The organism is Segatella copri DSM 18205, from assembly GCF_025151535.1.
In the GTDB taxonomy this organism is placed as follows: domain Bacteria; phylum Bacteroidota; class Bacteroidia; order Bacteroidales; family Bacteroidaceae; genus Prevotella; species Prevotella copri.
Map to the genome: position 1 here is coordinate 1,279,611 of NZ_CP102288.1, position 15,675 is coordinate 1,295,285.

The 15,675-nt window shown below is 44.0% G+C and carries 11 protein-coding genes; 6 read left to right on the forward strand and 5 right to left on the reverse strand.

Annotated elements, in window-relative coordinates; translation table 11 throughout:
- Positions 1–203 precede the first annotated feature (203 nt).
- Positions 204–1,154 (reverse strand): Rpn family recombination-promoting nuclease/putative transposase, encoded by a 951-nt coding sequence (locus tag NQ544_RS05335; RefSeq protein WP_006849120.1) that lies wholly within the window; start codon positions 1,152–1,154, stop codon positions 204–206.
- Between the two features lie 1,292 nt (positions 1,155–2,446).
- Between NQ544_RS05335 and NQ544_RS05340 the strand changes: the two genes are divergently transcribed.
- From NQ544_RS05340 to NQ544_RS05360, 5 genes are all read left to right on the forward strand, one after another.
- Positions 2,447–3,211, forward strand: a complete 765-nt coding sequence (locus tag NQ544_RS05340; protein ID WP_006849524.1) for a type IV toxin-antitoxin system AbiEi family antitoxin domain-containing protein — start codon at positions 2,447–2,449, stop codon at positions 3,209–3,211.
- Positions 3,212–3,509: 298 nt separating this feature from the next.
- Positions 3,510–6,062, forward strand: coding sequence for an outer membrane beta-barrel protein (locus NQ544_RS05345; RefSeq protein ID WP_006849526.1), 2,553 nt, complete (start codon positions 3,510–3,512; stop codon positions 6,060–6,062).
- 932 nt (positions 6,063–6,994) lie between these two features.
- The gene (locus tag NQ544_RS05350) at positions 6,995–7,090 is read left to right on the forward strand and encodes a smalltalk protein (protein ID WP_153114302.1); all 96 of its coding nucleotides are present in this window, start codon (positions 6,995–6,997) and stop codon (positions 7,088–7,090) included.
- A gap of 109 nt (positions 7,091–7,199) precedes the next feature.
- The gene (locus NQ544_RS05355; protein WP_006846441.1) at positions 7,200–8,060 is read left to right on the forward strand and encodes a tRNA threonylcarbamoyladenosine dehydratase; all 861 of its coding nucleotides are present in this window, start codon (positions 7,200–7,202) and stop codon (positions 8,058–8,060) included.
- 415 nt (positions 8,061–8,475) lie between these two features.
- Complete coding sequence (locus NQ544_RS05360) at positions 8,476–10,461, forward strand: KUP/HAK/KT family potassium transporter (RefSeq protein ID WP_006846440.1); 1,986 nt, start codon at positions 8,476–8,478, stop codon at positions 10,459–10,461.
- Between the two features lie 142 nt (positions 10,462–10,603).
- Here NQ544_RS05360 and NQ544_RS05365 read toward each other — a convergent pair whose 3' ends face one another.
- Positions 10,604–12,085: a tagaturonate reductase gene (locus NQ544_RS05365; protein ID WP_006846439.1), complete on the reverse strand. Its 1,482-nt coding sequence runs from the start codon at positions 12,083–12,085 to the stop codon at positions 10,604–10,606.
- A gap of 319 nt (positions 12,086–12,404) precedes the next feature.
- On the opposite strand from NQ544_RS05365, the gene NQ544_RS05370 reads away from it, so the two are divergent.
- Positions 12,405–13,418, forward strand: a complete 1,014-nt coding sequence (locus NQ544_RS05370; RefSeq protein WP_006846437.1) for a hypothetical protein — start codon at positions 12,405–12,407, stop codon at positions 13,416–13,418.
- A gap of 347 nt (positions 13,419–13,765) precedes the next feature.
- On the opposite strand, the gene rsxA is transcribed toward NQ544_RS05370, so the two are convergent.
- The 3 genes from rsxA to NQ544_RS05385 are packed head-to-tail and all read right to left on the reverse strand — an operon-like array spanning position 13,766 to position 15,675.
- Positions 13,766–14,368, reverse strand: coding sequence for an electron transport complex subunit RsxA (gene rsxA / locus NQ544_RS05375; RefSeq protein ID WP_006848658.1), 603 nt, complete (start codon positions 14,366–14,368; stop codon positions 13,766–13,768).
- A 41-nt stretch (positions 14,369–14,409) separates the two neighbouring features.
- Positions 14,410–14,994, reverse strand: a complete 585-nt coding sequence (gene rsxE / locus NQ544_RS05380) for an electron transport complex subunit RsxE (RefSeq protein ID WP_006848659.1) — start codon at positions 14,992–14,994, stop codon at positions 14,410–14,412.
- A gap of 6 nt (positions 14,995–15,000) precedes the next feature.
- Positions 15,001–15,675, reverse strand: a complete 675-nt coding sequence (locus NQ544_RS05385) for an RnfABCDGE type electron transport complex subunit G (RefSeq protein ID WP_006848660.1) — start codon at positions 15,673–15,675, stop codon at positions 15,001–15,003.

The following is a 15,675-nucleotide window of genomic DNA, read 5'->3' on the forward strand; positions in this document are numbered from 1 at the left end:
CAGATAACCGTCGCCTAATGTGTCCAGTTAAGATTGTGTACGAACTCGTACACTTTTCCAAAATCAGGAAACAGAATATAGAAATTCCGATAATGTTAGAGATTGTTAAATGTTGAGTGGTCTATATGCCACGATGAAAAGGTGGCGTATAGACCCTTGATTATATGGTGATATTTGTAATCTACATCTCCGCTTTCTGTTTTTTATGAGTTGTTCTGATTCTTGATGATATCTAAAGGCAGCTGGGTAGCCTTGGCAACCTGTTCGGCTGAAAGTCCCATTGCCAGCATATTCTTAGCTATTTCCAGGGCTTTCTGGTTCATACCTTTTTCCATACCTTCCGCAAGACCTTCTTGCTTACCTTTCGCAATACCTAATTCCATACCTTCCTTCATTCCCTTTTCCATACCCTCAGCTATACCTTCACGCTTGGCAGTGTCTACGGAATTCTTGATGTCGCGATATGCCATCTTGCTGGTCTCGTACTCCCTCATCTCCTGCGGAGTAAACTTGGCTATCTCGGCTTCCTCGAAGAGACGGTCGAAGACCTTGTCGCACAGCTCCTTCGGGCGCTGGGTAAGTTTATAGAGATTCTTCAGTGCATAGAGCCACTTCTCGTAGAGCGTATCCAGTTCTTCCAGGGGTTTGTTGAACTTGGAAATCTCTACATAAATATATTCGAGTTTGTCGTAAAATACTTTGTGGGTAGCAGTGTCGCACAACTGCACATGATGGCGGATTTTCTCCTTGTCGAATGCGTCCTCGTTCATGCTGAAGTTGAGCAGGGCAACGGTATAGACATGATTGAGTCTGAAATCCCATTCACTCCCCTTTGGTGCCTGTTCACGGATAGGAAAGGTTGAGTAGAAAAGGGCGCGATCCTTGAAATACGTCTGGTAGGCATTCTGCATTTCAACGATGAACTTCTCGCCGTTTTCGCCCTCGCAATATACATCAAAGATGGCTCTGCGGTCGGTATATACATCTCCTACGTGCTCCGGGTTCAGATACGACACGTCCTTCACAACCTGTTGGCCGTTAAACAAGCTGTTGAGGAAGCAAATGAGCAAATCCTTGTTCATTGCTGTTCCAAAAATTCGCTTGAAACCGAAGTCGGTCAGCAAGCTGATGTATCTTTCTTCTACCTGTTTCATAATCTTCTGTTTTAAAAATCCATGCCGCAAAGTTACGGTTTTATTTTCATATCTGCAAGAGATTTCTGGGATTTTTAAAGGTATAAAAAGTAAAAAGGTAAAAAAGTAAAGATTTTGCTATCCCCAATACTATCTGATAACTTTTTCTAAAACTTTTCGACCTGTACGGTTGAAATTACCCAATACGCCCTGAACCAACGGTCACCGGCCGAAGGGAAAGGTAAAGCCCAAAAGCTCCAGAAGCAGCACGCCCTGAAAGGGCGTGTAGGGTAAAACATGCGAAACTTCAGTAACAAATTAATCTATATAATATAAATAATAAACAAATGGTATAATAAATCCCAGAATTGCTCTTCCAAGCAGTTCTGGGATTTATTATGTCTGATAGTTTGCCATGATGTGCTTCCGTTTGCCTACAGACATGGCTGCGTGGGGTTAAGAATATGACTGCATTGGGTTAAGAATATGACTGCATTGGGTTACGGATACGACTCCGTAGGCTAACGGAGACGTATCCCTCGGCTTGTCGAGATATCTGCGTCAGCTGATTGAGTCACTTGAGTTAGCTTACTGAACTAGTTGGGTTAGCTGATTGAACTACTTGAGTTAGCTGACTGAGCTATATCAGTATTCTGTAGTATTACATGTGTATATTTTTCTAATTTAATGTCACATTTGTCACACTTATACTTAACTCTTTGATTATTAGAGGATAACGGGTGACAATAATGGGTGTTTTTATTGTCACCTTATTGCCACCTATTACCACTTTTGGCATAAAATCAGCAAAATAATGGTGTTTTTGAGGGATTTTTGGGCAAAAACCAAGAAGATATTGAGCAAAAAGTTGTTTTTTCGGTTTAATACGAGGCTTTTTCTATCGTTTTTGGGGAATTTTACTGGCGAAAAAGGGAGGAAAATTACGTTCTGATGCAGTAAAAGATACATCCAGATGCAGTAAAAAATGCGTCCCGATGTAGCATTTGCTACGTCCCGACGCAGCAAAAGTTACGTCCGGACGTAGTAAAAGATACGTCGTGACGTAATTTCAGAAGCGTTCTGGTAGCCATCAAGGAAAGGCTTTTTCGCATTTGCGAGAGACTTATTCATCTTTGGCTGTTGGATAATCCTATGCAGATAGTTGAGATATACAAATCTTGCGCCTCCAGCCACTGGGCGAACCTCCGCAGTCGGGCAATTAAGAAGGAAAGAACATATAAAAAAGCATAAAAAGTTTCTGATTTTTCTCATAAATAAATTAGATTTCATATATTTGCGCAAAATTAGAAACAATGACAGAACTATTAAGTATATTATACAAGCTGCGGATATTCACTTTGGATGAACTTTCTGAGGCTCTGAAAGACAAGGTGAAGGCGGTGGAGGCGTTGCTTGCTAGGTACAAGCAACAAGGGTGGATTGTGGCTATACGGCGCAATACCTATTGCATGAAGGATATTGCATCTGGTTTACCTGTTTGCGACAAGTATGAGATAGGAAGCCACTTGTCACCTACAGCTTGCATCAGTTATCACACAGCATTGGAATTTCATGGATTGGCTCATCAACCCTTCAATGAGGTTTTTGTGAAAAGCATGACTCGCTTCAATCCCTTTTCTTTCGATGATGTGGATTACACCTATTGCAGACAAACAAAGGAAATCGTTGGTATGATGACTCCCAAGGGAAATCCATACGTGCGAGTAACGGATGTGGAGGGGACGTTGTTGGATTGTTTTGACCGCATCGACCGAGCTGGTGGTATCGAGGAATTGCTGCATTGTATGGAGGGTATCGTCTTGCTCAATGAGGAAAGGCTCATCGATTATCTCGCAAAATACAACAAGGCTTTTCTGTACCAGAAGACTGGCTATCTGTTGGAGCGAATCAAGGAACAAGCCAAAATCTCAGAATCTCTCTTGGAGCTGTGCCGAGCCAAGGGAACCAAAAGCGTCAAGTGGTTGACCAACAACGAAGAGTCGGATACATTTGTAAATAAATGGCGCATGTATGTGCCGCAAGAACTAACATCGAAGGAAGAATATGAACTCATATAACAAACAAGCTCTTGACATCATCGCCAAGGAGCAAAGCTTTATTCGCGACAACCTCGAAAAGGTGATGCGATTGGTGGAGATCTCAACTATTTCCATGACAGGCCTTTGCTGTCTAAATCTGCTGTTCGAGGATAAAGAGATGGTCAATAGAATCAAATTTCATCCTATGGCTTTGTGGAAGACAAGGAGTCGTTGAATGTTTTTTCTGTAAATTTTGAAAAAAGTTATTGTTTTGCTTAGTTTTTTGCTTGGCTCAACTGTATATACAGTATATGGACTATAAAACAGGGAATAGGCTATGAGTAAATATCTGAAAAGTTTGATTTTGCTTTCGGTGATAAGTATGGGCGTTTCTGCCCAACGTATCACTCGACAATATAATAATGTGTCATTTTCTGCGGCATTGAAGGATTTGAATGCTCGACAGGATAAGTATGTCATCAACTTTGTGTATGACGAGTTGGAGGATTTCAAGGTGACAAAGAACATCAAAAATGAAAGTGTTCCAGATGCCATCATGAACTTGATAGGTTTTTACCCTATCAAGATGAAACAAGTGGATAATATTATCATTGTAGAATGTATTCAAAAGACTTCTAACAGAATGATGGGACGCATTGTAGACACTCACCATCAACCAGTCGATTTCGCCAATGTCGCTTTGCTCAATGTTAGTGATTCCAGTTTTATCACGGGTGGTGTTACAAATGAGGATGGTCAGTTCGTAATTCCTTGCGAGGTGAAAAAGGCGATTGTGAAAGTAAGTTGTGTGGGCTACAAAACTTATTGTAATGCATATCGTACCGGTGAGGTTGGTGCCATAACCTTGGAGGATGCTACAATTAATCTGCAAAAAATTGTGATTAAAGGGCATCGCAAATACATATCAAGAGAAAACGGTAAACTTACGCTTGACGTTCAAAATTCCAATTTGAAAAATATTGGCAAGGCAACAGATGTAATCAAATATATTCCTGGGATGCTCTATACAAATGGAAAGTATGAGGTGTTTGGTAAGGGTGAGCCTGTCATCTATATAGATGGAAGAAAGCAGACTAATACTTCAGGGTTGTCACTCCTTTCTTCTACCAACGTGAAGTCTGTACAGCTCATAACAAACCCTGGGGCAGAATACGATGCAGAAACAAGGAGTGTCATAAACATCACTACCGTACACCATTCCTTGGATGGACTTTCTGGTATTGTGGGTGCGGAAATCTCCAAACATAAGAATTTGTCTAACAACGAGGAGGTCAACCTCAACATCCACAAGGGAGCTTTGGATATATTCCTCGCATATCAATATGACAATACGAGAAGTGACATCAGATATGATGTTAACCAGTTCAATTACGGGCAAGATACATTTCATGAGATTTCTGCTTCTGAATATTCCGACCGCTCTCACTCTCATGACTATAATGTTGGTATGAATTATGCCATAAACAAGAATCACACTATCGGCGGAAGATATTTGGGAAGCATCTCCAACTACAAGATGCTCGACTCTCCTTTCGACTATATGCAGACGTACAAGAATGATGAACTGCTGACATCTACAGACAACAAGACTGAAGAATCTGAAAAGGAAAGGTTTCACAATGTCAATCTGTATTATATCGGCAAACTAACAGACAACCTACAGCTCAACTTGGATGCCGACTATGTTTATGCTCAACTGAAACATAAGCAACAAGTGAGCGAGACAAGTAGAATAGATGCTGTCTCAGAAATCACGCATATGCAAAACGACCAGCGAAATCGTGCGACTGCACTCAAAGGGGTGTTTGCTTGGAACATGAATAAGAATAATAGGCTTGATTTCGGAACGGATTTCAGTAAAATCAGTTCATGGGGTATGTCTGTAAACGAAGAAGGGAAGATAGCCGATGACCAATTCAAGAATAAGGAAACCAAGTATGCTGGATTTGCCACTTTTCGTTTGTCTGCCTCCAAATGGAAAGGAAGCATCGGGCTTCGCTATGAGTACATTCATGCCATCAACACAGACCAAGGAGAAGTAAAGAACAAGACTAATTATTCGGACTTACTTCCATCCCTTTCTCTTTCCACTATGTTTGGGAGAGTGGGGATGAATCTTGATTTCAGTAGCAGGGTCAGCCGTCCTTCGTTTCGTCAGTTGAACAACAGTGTGAGCTACAACAATCAATACCATTATGAGCAAGGCAACATTTATCTGAAACCGCAATACGTGTATGATACAGAACTTAGTGTGAATTATAGCATATTCGACTTCAAGTTGGATTATCAGTATATCAAGGATTACATCCATCCGACTGTCGTTGCTGTATCCGGCAAACCTGGAACGGTAACTTGGATGTCAACCAATGCCAAGGAATTCCAGCAACTAGGAGCGCAATGTGTTGTTTCACCTTTTTTGGGTTGTTGGCGACCGACTTTGACGGTGGGTGTCTATAAACCTTATTTCACGCTATCATATAATGGAGAGCAATTAGACTACAATCATCCATACGGTCTCTTCGCTTTCCAAAATGTAGTGGCACTAAGGAACGATTGGCTTTTTCGATGTGATTTCTTTTGGAACATTAAGGGACATCATGGCATCTACGAGCAAAACGGTTATTCGTCATTCAATATGATGGTACAGAAACAGTTACTTAAAAAGAAATTGACGATAACATTGAAAGCAGAGGACTTGTTTGATAGCTCGAAGTTGAACGATGTAAAGAGGGTTAATTTTGTGGTGCAGAACAGAAAGGTGAATAACTTCAATCGCTGCATCATAGCTTCCATTAGTTACAACTTCAATAGTTTCAAAGATAAATACAACGGAAGCGGTTCTGCTGAGGATGCGATTAATCGTTTTTAGAAAAGTATTGGTTTTCAAATCAACCTCTAAAATGCAATACCCAAATTCTGTGTGATGAATATCTCAGGATTTATTAACCGAGATGTTCATCCACAGAATTTTCACTTATCAATATCAATCGTTAAAAAACATACATTTTATTGTGTATCCAATAAATTGTTATATTTTTGCAAACGACAAGAGTTGTTTGACAAGCAAACATATGCACATTGCAGAAATTAGAACCGTTGCTAAATTATTACCTCTATTGAGGTAAAACACTCATAAATCGCTCATTTTAAGCTATTCTGAATATTTGGGCAGAATTTCAGATAAAATTTTTGCATCATATTCATCCAACAATCAACATAATACTTAGGTGAGCACTCTAACGACCACATTTCCCCGATGTCATCCATCAAAGCTTCATCAGGATGCTTTAGCAATGCTGCCCTCAAAGGTACGAAATGTTTTTGAAACAACCAAGGATTTTTGAAGATTATTTGTATTACGGTAATTACAATTTCAGTTATTACAGTTTTTTCCTGAGGGGGTATAAGGGTTTGAAGGTAGTAACAATCTGTTACTACAAATATTTATATATAAATATATATAATTATATATATTTATATATACTTTTCTATACTTACATTTTAAAAGCGTGACATTGGGTCAAAATAAAACTGTAATAACTGAAATTGTAATTTGTAATCGATTTTTTAGCGGTATCGAGATGCATACATTCATTGCCCCTAAAACTATGACTATCTCATCACAAAGCTATGAGTTATGACCCGCAAAACGATGAGTTGTTTTCTTTAACACAATATGGCAGAAATGTTAATGGAATTTCACATAACTCTGCAAGGTGATTTTTGGTGGTGTAGGAAAAATGTAGTACCTTTGCACCTGTAATCAAAAACATTATTAATCACTAAAAAAACTAGAAAATTATGAAGAAAGAAACTTGGAAACAGATTTTTCAGATTGTACTCACAATCTTGACGGCGCTCGGCACTACGCTCGGAGTAACGAGCTGCATAGGATAAAAAAAATGAGTTAAAGAATTATAAACATTTATTCATATCAGCCGACATCGGATCTTATTCACTAACTTTGCATCAGATATATACATTAGAATTCTTTACAAACAATAAAATGGAGAATAAAATAACGACAATGGAGCAGGGAATGCAGCGACGCACCGAACTGCTCCTGGGAAAGGATAATCTTGAGAAAATTCAGAAGGCAAGAGTGCTCATCTTCGGTATCGGAGGAGTAGGATCATGGTGCGCTGAAGGACTCCTGAGAAGCGGCGTGAGAAACATCACAATCGTAGACAGCGACAGGGTATGCGTAACCAACTGCAACCGCCAGCTGATGGCTACAAGCCGAACCATAGGCGAAGTGAAGGTAGAGGCACTGCGCAACCGACTGCTCGAAATCAACCCCGATGCCAACATCACAGCCTATCAGAAAATATATCAGGCAGAAACTGCCGATGAATTCCACATGGAGCAATACGACTTCATCATCGATGCCATCGACTCGCTCAAGGATAAGGCTGACCTCATTCTGCGTGCCACTGCCCTGCCTAAGGAAATCACCTTTATATCTTCTATGGGAGCTGCCCTGCGCACCGACCCATTCATGGTAAGAAAATCTGAATTCTGGAAGGTGGATGGAGACCCGCTGGCAAGAGCACTGCGAAAGAAATTCAAGAAGAACAAAACCTTCCCACGACGAAAATTCCAGTGCGTATACAGTGAAGAAAAACCGATGCAGAACCAAGGGGTGAACAAAGCCTGCGGCACGGGCGGATGCCTATGCCCGAAAGCCAAACTCATTAGCGGAGAGAGGGGTACCGATACTGCCGTATATGATGCTCCGGGCGACCAGCAACTGGTAGAACACGAATGGTGCTCTACTAAGGCACAGATCAACGGTTCGCTCTGCCACATCACCGCAACCTTCGGAATGGCTATCGCAGGAATGGTCATCAACCACATCATTGAATAACTGTTTTTTTCTTTACAACAGTCACTTGAAAAGAAACTTACAAAACTTTCGCATATCAGGAAGTTAAAGGAGTTAAGGAGTTAAGACGTATGTCTTGCTGCTTAAAAAACTACGCCAAAAAACTGTTGTCTTAACTCCTCAGCGACCGTAGGGAGCGATAACTCCTTTAACTCCTTTAACTCCTGAGCTTGCGAAAGTTCGCTAGGTTCAGAAGTTTCTCGCGAGTAGTCTTATCGGCATTCGCCTCTATTCGTCTCTTCATATCTCCAAAGAATAAAGGTTAAATCCGATAAATCTTGTTAAACAAATTCTATCTTACCTCTTATGTTTATACCTTTGCACGCAAATTTATAATCACAAAGGACATTTTCATGTCCCAAAAAGGATAATATTTAATTTAAATAAGAGAAGAAAAATGAAAGAAAAAGCAGAAAGTTCAGCAGCCTGCAATCATCACAGAGTAGGCTTTCTGGGATTGCTCGTTACATTAGGCATTGTATTCGGAGACATCGGAACATCACCTCTCTATGTGATGAAGGCTATCCTGCATACAGGCGAAAGCATCAGCGAGAGCACCATTCTGGGCGCACTGTCATGCATCATCTGGACACTCACCCTCCAGACCACCATCAAATATGTATGCGTGGCGCTGCGTGCCGACAACAATGGCGAGGGAGGCATCCTCGCCCTCTATGCCTTGCTGCGCCGACTCAAGTACAAGTGGATTTACCTACTGGCCATCATTGGCGCAAGCACCCTGCTGGCAGACGGAATCATCACCCCTGCCATCACCGTGACAACAGCCATCGAAGGGCTCGAAAGCATCAGTCCCAACCTACCAGTTATCCCCATCACCCTTGCCATCATCACCATCATCTTCTTCGTGCAGCGGTTTGGCACAGAGAGTATTGGCAAATCGTTTGGCGTATTTATGCTGCTATGGTTCCTGCTGCTGGGCGTGGTGGGAGCTTTCAGCATCACATCTTACCCATTGATACTGAAGGCTTTCAACCCCTATTATGCTGCCATGCTGCTGGCAAAATCTCCAGAATGGTTTCTGATTCTGGGTGCCGTATTTCTCTGTACTACCGGTGCAGAGGCTCTCTATTCCGACCTGGGACATTGCGGCAGAAAGAACATCGCCATCAGCTGGGGCTTCGTAAAGACCATGCTCATTCTCAACTATCTGGGACAGGGAGCATGGGTGCTGAATCATGCTGATACGGCACTGGCAGTGAATCCGTTCTTTGCCATCATGCCGCAGAGCATGCTGTTCTTCGCCATCATCATGGCCACGGGTGCGGCAATCGTTGCGAGCCAGGCACTCATCAGCGGAACCTTCTCCATATTGAGCGAAGCCATGAACCTGCACTTCTGGCCGCGCATGCGAATCAAGCATCCTACTCATGTTAAGGGGCAGCTCTATATCCCGATGATCAACCTCGCCATGTACATCGGCGTGGTTCTCATCATCCTCCTCTTCCGCGACTCCTCGCACATGGAGGCAGCCTACGGACTCGCCATCACCATCACCATGCTGATGACTACCCTGCTGCTCGGTTTCTACCTGCACAGCAAGGGAGTGGCACGGATTTTCACGATGCTGTTTATGGGCGCATACTGCATCATCGAAGCCATCTTCCTGACTGCCAATCTGTCAAAGTTTCTTGCAGGTGGATGGTGTACGATGCTCATTGGCGGAATCCTGTTCCTGATGATGTTCGTGTGGGTGAAAGCCATGAAGATACGCCGCCATTATATCAGCACCAAACCGCTGGATGATTATTATCAGATTATCTCCGACATCAAGGCCGACGAGAGCATCCCTAAGTACGCTTCCAATCTGGTTTATGTGAACCACGCCAACAAGGAAGGTGCCGTAGATGACAAGTTGCTCTACTCCATCATCAACAAGCAGCCGAAACGTGCTGACCATTACTGGCTTATCAACATGGAGTTTGTTGACACTCCTGATACGCTGGAGTACAACTGCGAGACCCTGATTCCCGATACCCTCTACAGCGTAACCATGCACATTGGTTTCCGCATAGAGCCTAGGGTGAGTCTCTATCTGCGACAAGTAGTGGAAGATCTGGTAGCAGACGGAAAGGTAGATTTGCAAAGCACCTATCCTTCGCTGCGCAAATACGGAATTCCGGGCGATTTCCGATTCATCATCATTCACCGCGTATATTACCCGGAGAGTTCAGATAATCGCCAACAGAACCTGCTGATGAGTATCTACGCTCTTATCAGCAAGATAGGTATTGACGAGCCTAAGGCATTGGGCCTCGACACTTCCATGGTAGTGGTAGAAAGAGTGCCGCTCATCATCAACCATCCTGTCATTAAGGACAAGGTCATTAAGGTCATTAAGGATTCAGAAACATCACAAAGCTGACAATAAGCAAAAAAGGCGAGGAGCTTTCACAAGCTCCCCGCCTTTAACCTATTAGCTAGAAGATTATAGCTAACACAAAACCTTATAACTATTTTTCAAATCTTAATCGTTATTTGAACCTATGAACGAACATTTTTTTTAATTAGAGGATAGTCTTAACAGCCTCCAGCATGCCCTTCTCCTGAATAAGGTCAAGATCTTTCTTAACCAACTCGGTAAGACCAGGAACTGTCTTGTTCAAATCCTCGTGCCAGATATAGTCGAAGCCCAATACGCCCTCAGCTACCTTCTGGGTATCGCCGGTAGCCCAAAGCTCGGTGAGCTTGTCCATAATCTTCTGGTCATCGTTTGGCTGGATAGGAGCACCATCCTCGCGAACACCACCCTTATAGTAAGTGATGATAGCAGCGAGACCGAATACCAAACCCTGTGGCAACTCGCCCTTACGCTCAAGATAAATCTTGACACCAGGCAGGTCGCGAGTCTCAAACTTAGGGAATGAGTTGAGCATGATGCTGGTTACCTGATGATCTACGAATGGATTCTCGAAACGCTCCAATACGTCAGAAGCAAACTTCTGCAGCTCATCCATTGGGAGGTTCAGCGTCTGCATCAACTCCTCGAACTGTACCTTGTGGATGTACTTGCCCAATACCGGGTGCTCGCAGGCATCGCGAACAATGTTTACACCGCTGAGGTATGTAACAGGGCTCAATACGGTGTGAGGACCATTCAGCAGGGTAACCTTACGCTCGTGGTATGGCTTCTCATTATCTGTGATAAGCACGTGGAGACCTGCCTTATGAGCTGGGAACTCCTCCTGCATCTGCTCTACTGTCATATTTTCTGCCTTCTCGATAACCCAGAGGTGGAAGCTTTCTGCCTTAACTACGAGGTTGTCCTTGTAGCAAACCTTCTGCTGAATCTCCTTGATGGTATCGCGTGGGAAACCAGGAACGATGCGGTCTACCAATGTAGCGCAAACGTAGCAGTGGTTGGTGAACCACTCCTTGAAGCCCTCGTAATCAGCACCCATATCGCCCTTCCAGAGCTCGATATACTGATAGATACACTCCTTGAGGTGGTGACCATTGAGGAAGATCAGCTCACATGGCATCAGGATCATACCCTTGGTTGGGTCGCCCTCGAAGAACTTGTAGCGGTGGAACAAGAGCTGAACCAACTTGCCTGGATAAGAAGCTGCAGGAGCATCTGTAAACTTGCAAGAGTCATCGAATGCGATACCAGCCTCTGTAGTGTTAGAGATGATGAAACGCATCTCTGGCTGCTCAGCCAAAGCCATGAAAGCCTGGTTCTGAGAATATGGATTCAGTGCACGGCTGATAACGTCGATACGCTCCAATGTGTTGATAGCCAGGCCGTTCTCCTTACCCTGAAGGTTTACGTGATAGAGGCAGTCCTGACCGTTCAGCCAGTCAACCATACCACCAGCCAATGGCTGAACTACAACGACAGAACCGTTGAAGTCGGTCTTCTTGTTCATATTCCATACAATCCAATCTACGAATGCACGGAGGAAGTTACCTTCACCAAACTGAATGATTTTCTCTGGAGCGACGCTCTTAGGAGCAGTGCGCTTGTTTAATGCTTTTAGCTCTTTCATGATTTGTTTATTTTGTTTTTATTATTTTTACTTTCCGTTTTAAATTCCAATCTATTCATCAGATTGTTTTTTTCTGAGTGCAAAGGTAGTAAATATTTCGTTTGATTGTTCCAAAAACAGCGAAAAACTTCACGCAAACCTTTACGCTCCACTCCGGTTCTATACCTTAATTATATATAGAACTGCGCAGGCACAAAATAAAGAAGTAGGGATTTTCCCCCACCCCTTTAGGGGAAATCCCGACCGTGGAAGCAAAAAACATCGTATCTTTGCACCAGAAAAAGAAACATGAAGTATAACAATTTAAAGATATACGATTATGAAACGAATGATAATAGCTCTGGTAGCCATGTTCATGATGACATTCACTACCGCTTCTGCAATGAGTTATGAGCAGGCAAGACAGCAGGCTCTCTTCCTGACAGACAAGATGGCTTACGAGCTCAATCTTACGGAAGACCAGTATGAGGCAGCTTACGAGGTGAACCTTGACTACCTGATGAGTGTAGATACATACGATGACCTGTATGGTGCTTACTGGCGCCAGCGCAATATGGATTTGAGCTATATCCTGCTCGACTGGCAGTACAGAACATATCTCAATGCCACCTATTTCTACCGTCCGCTCTACTGGCATGCGGGCTACTGGCACTTCGGCATCTACGCCCGCTATCCGCGCCGCGACTATTTCTACTTCGGTCGCCCTCACTTCTACGTATCTTACCGTGGAGGTCATAGCTGGCGAGTAAACGGAAACAGAAGCTGGTATTACGGAAGAAGTTTCGGCGGCCCTCACCCAGGAGGACATCCCAGAGTAGGTATGAGAGACGGATTCAACCGTGGTGATTACGGCAGAGGAAGATCTTTCGGTAATCTGAACCGCGAGAACAGACCTCAGATGAACCCAAACCGTGGTTTCGGTAATGCAAGCCGCCCTAACAACAACGCTAGCTTCGGAAACAGCAGCCGCCCTCAGAACGGAGGCTTCGGAAATAACAACGGGGGTTTCGGCAACAGCAGCAACCGTAGTTTCGGCAATAGCAACAGTCGCCCTAACCGCGGGTTCGGCAGCAGCAACAGCAGCACCAGCAACAGCCGCGGTTTCGGCAGCAGCAACAGCAGCACCAGCAACAACCGTGGTTTCGGAAACAACAGCCGTGGTTTCGGAAACAGCAGCTTCGGAAGCGGAAGAAGTAATATCTTCGGGGGCAACCGCAGCAGCATGAGCCGTTCATTCAGCAGCGGGTCTGGCAACCGTGGCGGCGGATTCACCCCTCGCTCTTCTACACCAAGCAAGAACAATGGCGGTGGAAGCTTCGGACACAGAAGATAAGAAAAGAGAAAGAGTTAAAATTTCAAGTTTATAAAGACAGAGAGTTAAGAAAAATCAAGACCTCAAGCAAGAGAGAAAGAAAAATCAAGTACAAAAAAAATGGGAATTTGCATCGGTTCATACCATTCGCAAATTCCCATTATTATTTTATCAATTCAAGTTTCGCAAGCTCAGAAGTTAAAGGAGTTAAAGGAGTTATCGCTCCCTACGGTCGCTGAGGAGTTAAGACAACAGTCTTTTTGGCGTAGTTTTTAAGCAGCAAGACATACGTCTTAACTCCTTAACTTCCTTAACTTCTTTAACTTCCTGATATGCGAAAGTTCAGTTATCAACTTTCAGTAAAAGTTTTACTCCAATCCGAAGAGCGATTTCAAACCGCCATCTACGCCCGAGAATCCCATGAAGGCGAGGCTGAGGAGCGCTGCAGTTACCATGACGATAGCTACGCCCTGCATGCCCTTAGGAATACGGACCAAAGCCTGCTGCTCGCGAATGCCGGCAAAGACAATGAGAGCCAGGGCAAAGCCGAGAGCGGTAGAGAAGGCGTAAACCACGCTCTCTAGCAGATTGTAATCCTTCTGGATAACCAGGATGGCTACGCCCAGCACGGCACAGTTGGTAGTAATCAGAGGCAGGAAGATGCCGAGTGCCTGATAAAGTGCAGGAGAAACCTTCTTCAGGATAATCTCTACCATCTGAACCAAGGCTGCAATCACGAGGATGAATGCCAGGGTCTGGAGATATTGCAATCCGAACGGATCGAGTACATACTTCTGAACACACCAGGTAATGATGGTTGCCAGGGTCAAGACAAAAGCGATGGCACCACCCATACCGATGGCTGTATCAACTTTCTTCGATACGCCCAGGAATGGACAGATACCGAGAAACTGCGACAAGACGATGTTGTTGACGAATATCGCAGAGATAAATATCAATAAATATTCCATAATTTCTATTTTATTTCATTGATTTGAAGCGATGCCTACGCTTACTTCTTTACCTTATTAAATATAGCAATGATGTAACCCAAGGTGAGGAAAGCTCCAGGAGGCAGGATGAACATCAGAATGTTGGTAGTCTCCGGCAACAGAGTGATACCGAAAACACTACCTGCGCCGAGTATCTCGCGGGCACAACCCAGGATGGTCAAGGCAAGGGTGAAACCCAAACCGCAACCAATGCCATCGAAGAGGCTGGCTATAGGCGAATTCTTGGCAGCAAAGCTCTCTGCTCTACCCAGGATGATACAGTTTACTACAATCAGCGGAATATAAATACCCAGCGCCTGATTGATGCTGTCGGGAGCATAAGCGCTCATCAACATCTGAAGGATGGTTACGAAGGCTGCAATCACTACGATGAAAACAGGGATGCGAACCATATCCGGGGTAATCTTCTTGATACAGGAAATAACAAAGTTGGTACAAATCAGCACCGCCATGGTAGCCAATCCCATAGAGAGACCGTTGATGGCGCTGGTTGTTGTAGCCAAAGTAGGACACATACCGAGAAGCAACACGAAGGTTGGATTCTCCTTGATGAGTCCGTTCATCAAAATCTTAACATTACTCATATCGGTTTATCCTTTCTTTTCGTTATGTTCAACTTTAGATACACCGCTCTCTGCATCTGCTTTCTGAGATGCACCGCTCTCGCCGTCAACATCCTTCTTGGCATAAACGGCATAAGCCTGGTTGATAGCCTTGAGGAAGGCGCGGCTGGTAATGGTTGATGCGGTAATGGCGTCTACGGCATTGCCACTCTTATCGTCCTTAGATACGTGGAGGTCGCCATCCATTGGAGTCTTACCGATGATGCTACCCTTTCCGTCTTTCTGGAACCACGTAGCAGCCTTGGCGCCCAAACCTGGAGTTTCTGAAGCCTGAAGCACGGTATAACCCATAATCTTGCCCTCGGTATCGAAGCCTACGAGCACCTTCAGATCGCCACCGAAACCACCGGTAGTACTCTCTACGGCAGCACCCAGCTGCTTGCCGCTCTTGTCAGAGCACTTGTGGATGATGAAAGAGAATTCCTTACCGCCAAACTCCTGCTTCACCTCTTCAGGCTCAGCCACCTGGAGTTCTTCAGTACCCATCACGCTCTTGATGCCGGCAGCCAGACTCTGTGCAGCCTTCTCGGCGATAGGACCAGATGTAAGATGATTGATATATGCAAGCACGGCACCTACGATGAGCGCTATACCCACCAGCACAAGCACCATGTTCTTTAATGATGATTCTAATTTCTGCAT

What these genes read in the sequence shown, in the direction of transcription:
- NQ544_RS05335 (WP_006849120.1), bottom strand. Translation starts at nt 1,154, where the DNA reads ATGAAACAGGTAGAAGAAAGATACATCAGCTTGCTGACCGACTTCGGT.
- NQ544_RS05340 (WP_006849524.1), top strand. Translation starts at nt 2,447, where the DNA reads ATGACAGAACTATTAAGTATATTATACAAGCTGCGGATATTCACTTTG.
- NQ544_RS05345 (WP_006849526.1), top strand. Translation starts at nt 3,510, where the DNA reads ATGAGTAAATATCTGAAAAGTTTGATTTTGCTTTCGGTGATAAGTATG.
- NQ544_RS05350 (WP_153114302.1), top strand. Translation starts at nt 6,995, where the DNA reads ATGAAGAAAGAAACTTGGAAACAGATTTTTCAGATTGTACTCACAATC.
- NQ544_RS05355 (WP_006846441.1), top strand. Translation starts at nt 7,200, where the DNA reads ATGGAGAATAAAATAACGACAATGGAGCAGGGAATGCAGCGACGCACC.
- NQ544_RS05360 (WP_006846440.1), top strand. Translation starts at nt 8,476, where the DNA reads ATGAAAGAAAAAGCAGAAAGTTCAGCAGCCTGCAATCATCACAGAGTA.
- NQ544_RS05365 (WP_006846439.1), bottom strand. Translation starts at nt 12,085, where the DNA reads ATGAAAGAGCTAAAAGCATTAAACAAGCGCACTGCTCCTAAGAGCGTC.
- NQ544_RS05370 (WP_006846437.1), top strand. Translation starts at nt 12,405, where the DNA reads ATGAAACGAATGATAATAGCTCTGGTAGCCATGTTCATGATGACATTC.
- rsxA (WP_006848658.1), bottom strand. Translation starts at nt 14,368, where the DNA reads ATGGAATATTTATTGATATTTATCTCTGCGATATTCGTCAACAACATC.
- rsxE (WP_006848659.1), bottom strand. Translation starts at nt 14,994, where the DNA reads ATGAGTAATGTTAAGATTTTGATGAACGGACTCATCAAGGAGAATCCA.
- NQ544_RS05385 (WP_006848660.1), bottom strand. Translation starts at nt 15,675, where the DNA reads ATGCAGAAATTAGAATCATCATTAAAGAACATGGTGCTTGTGCTGGTG.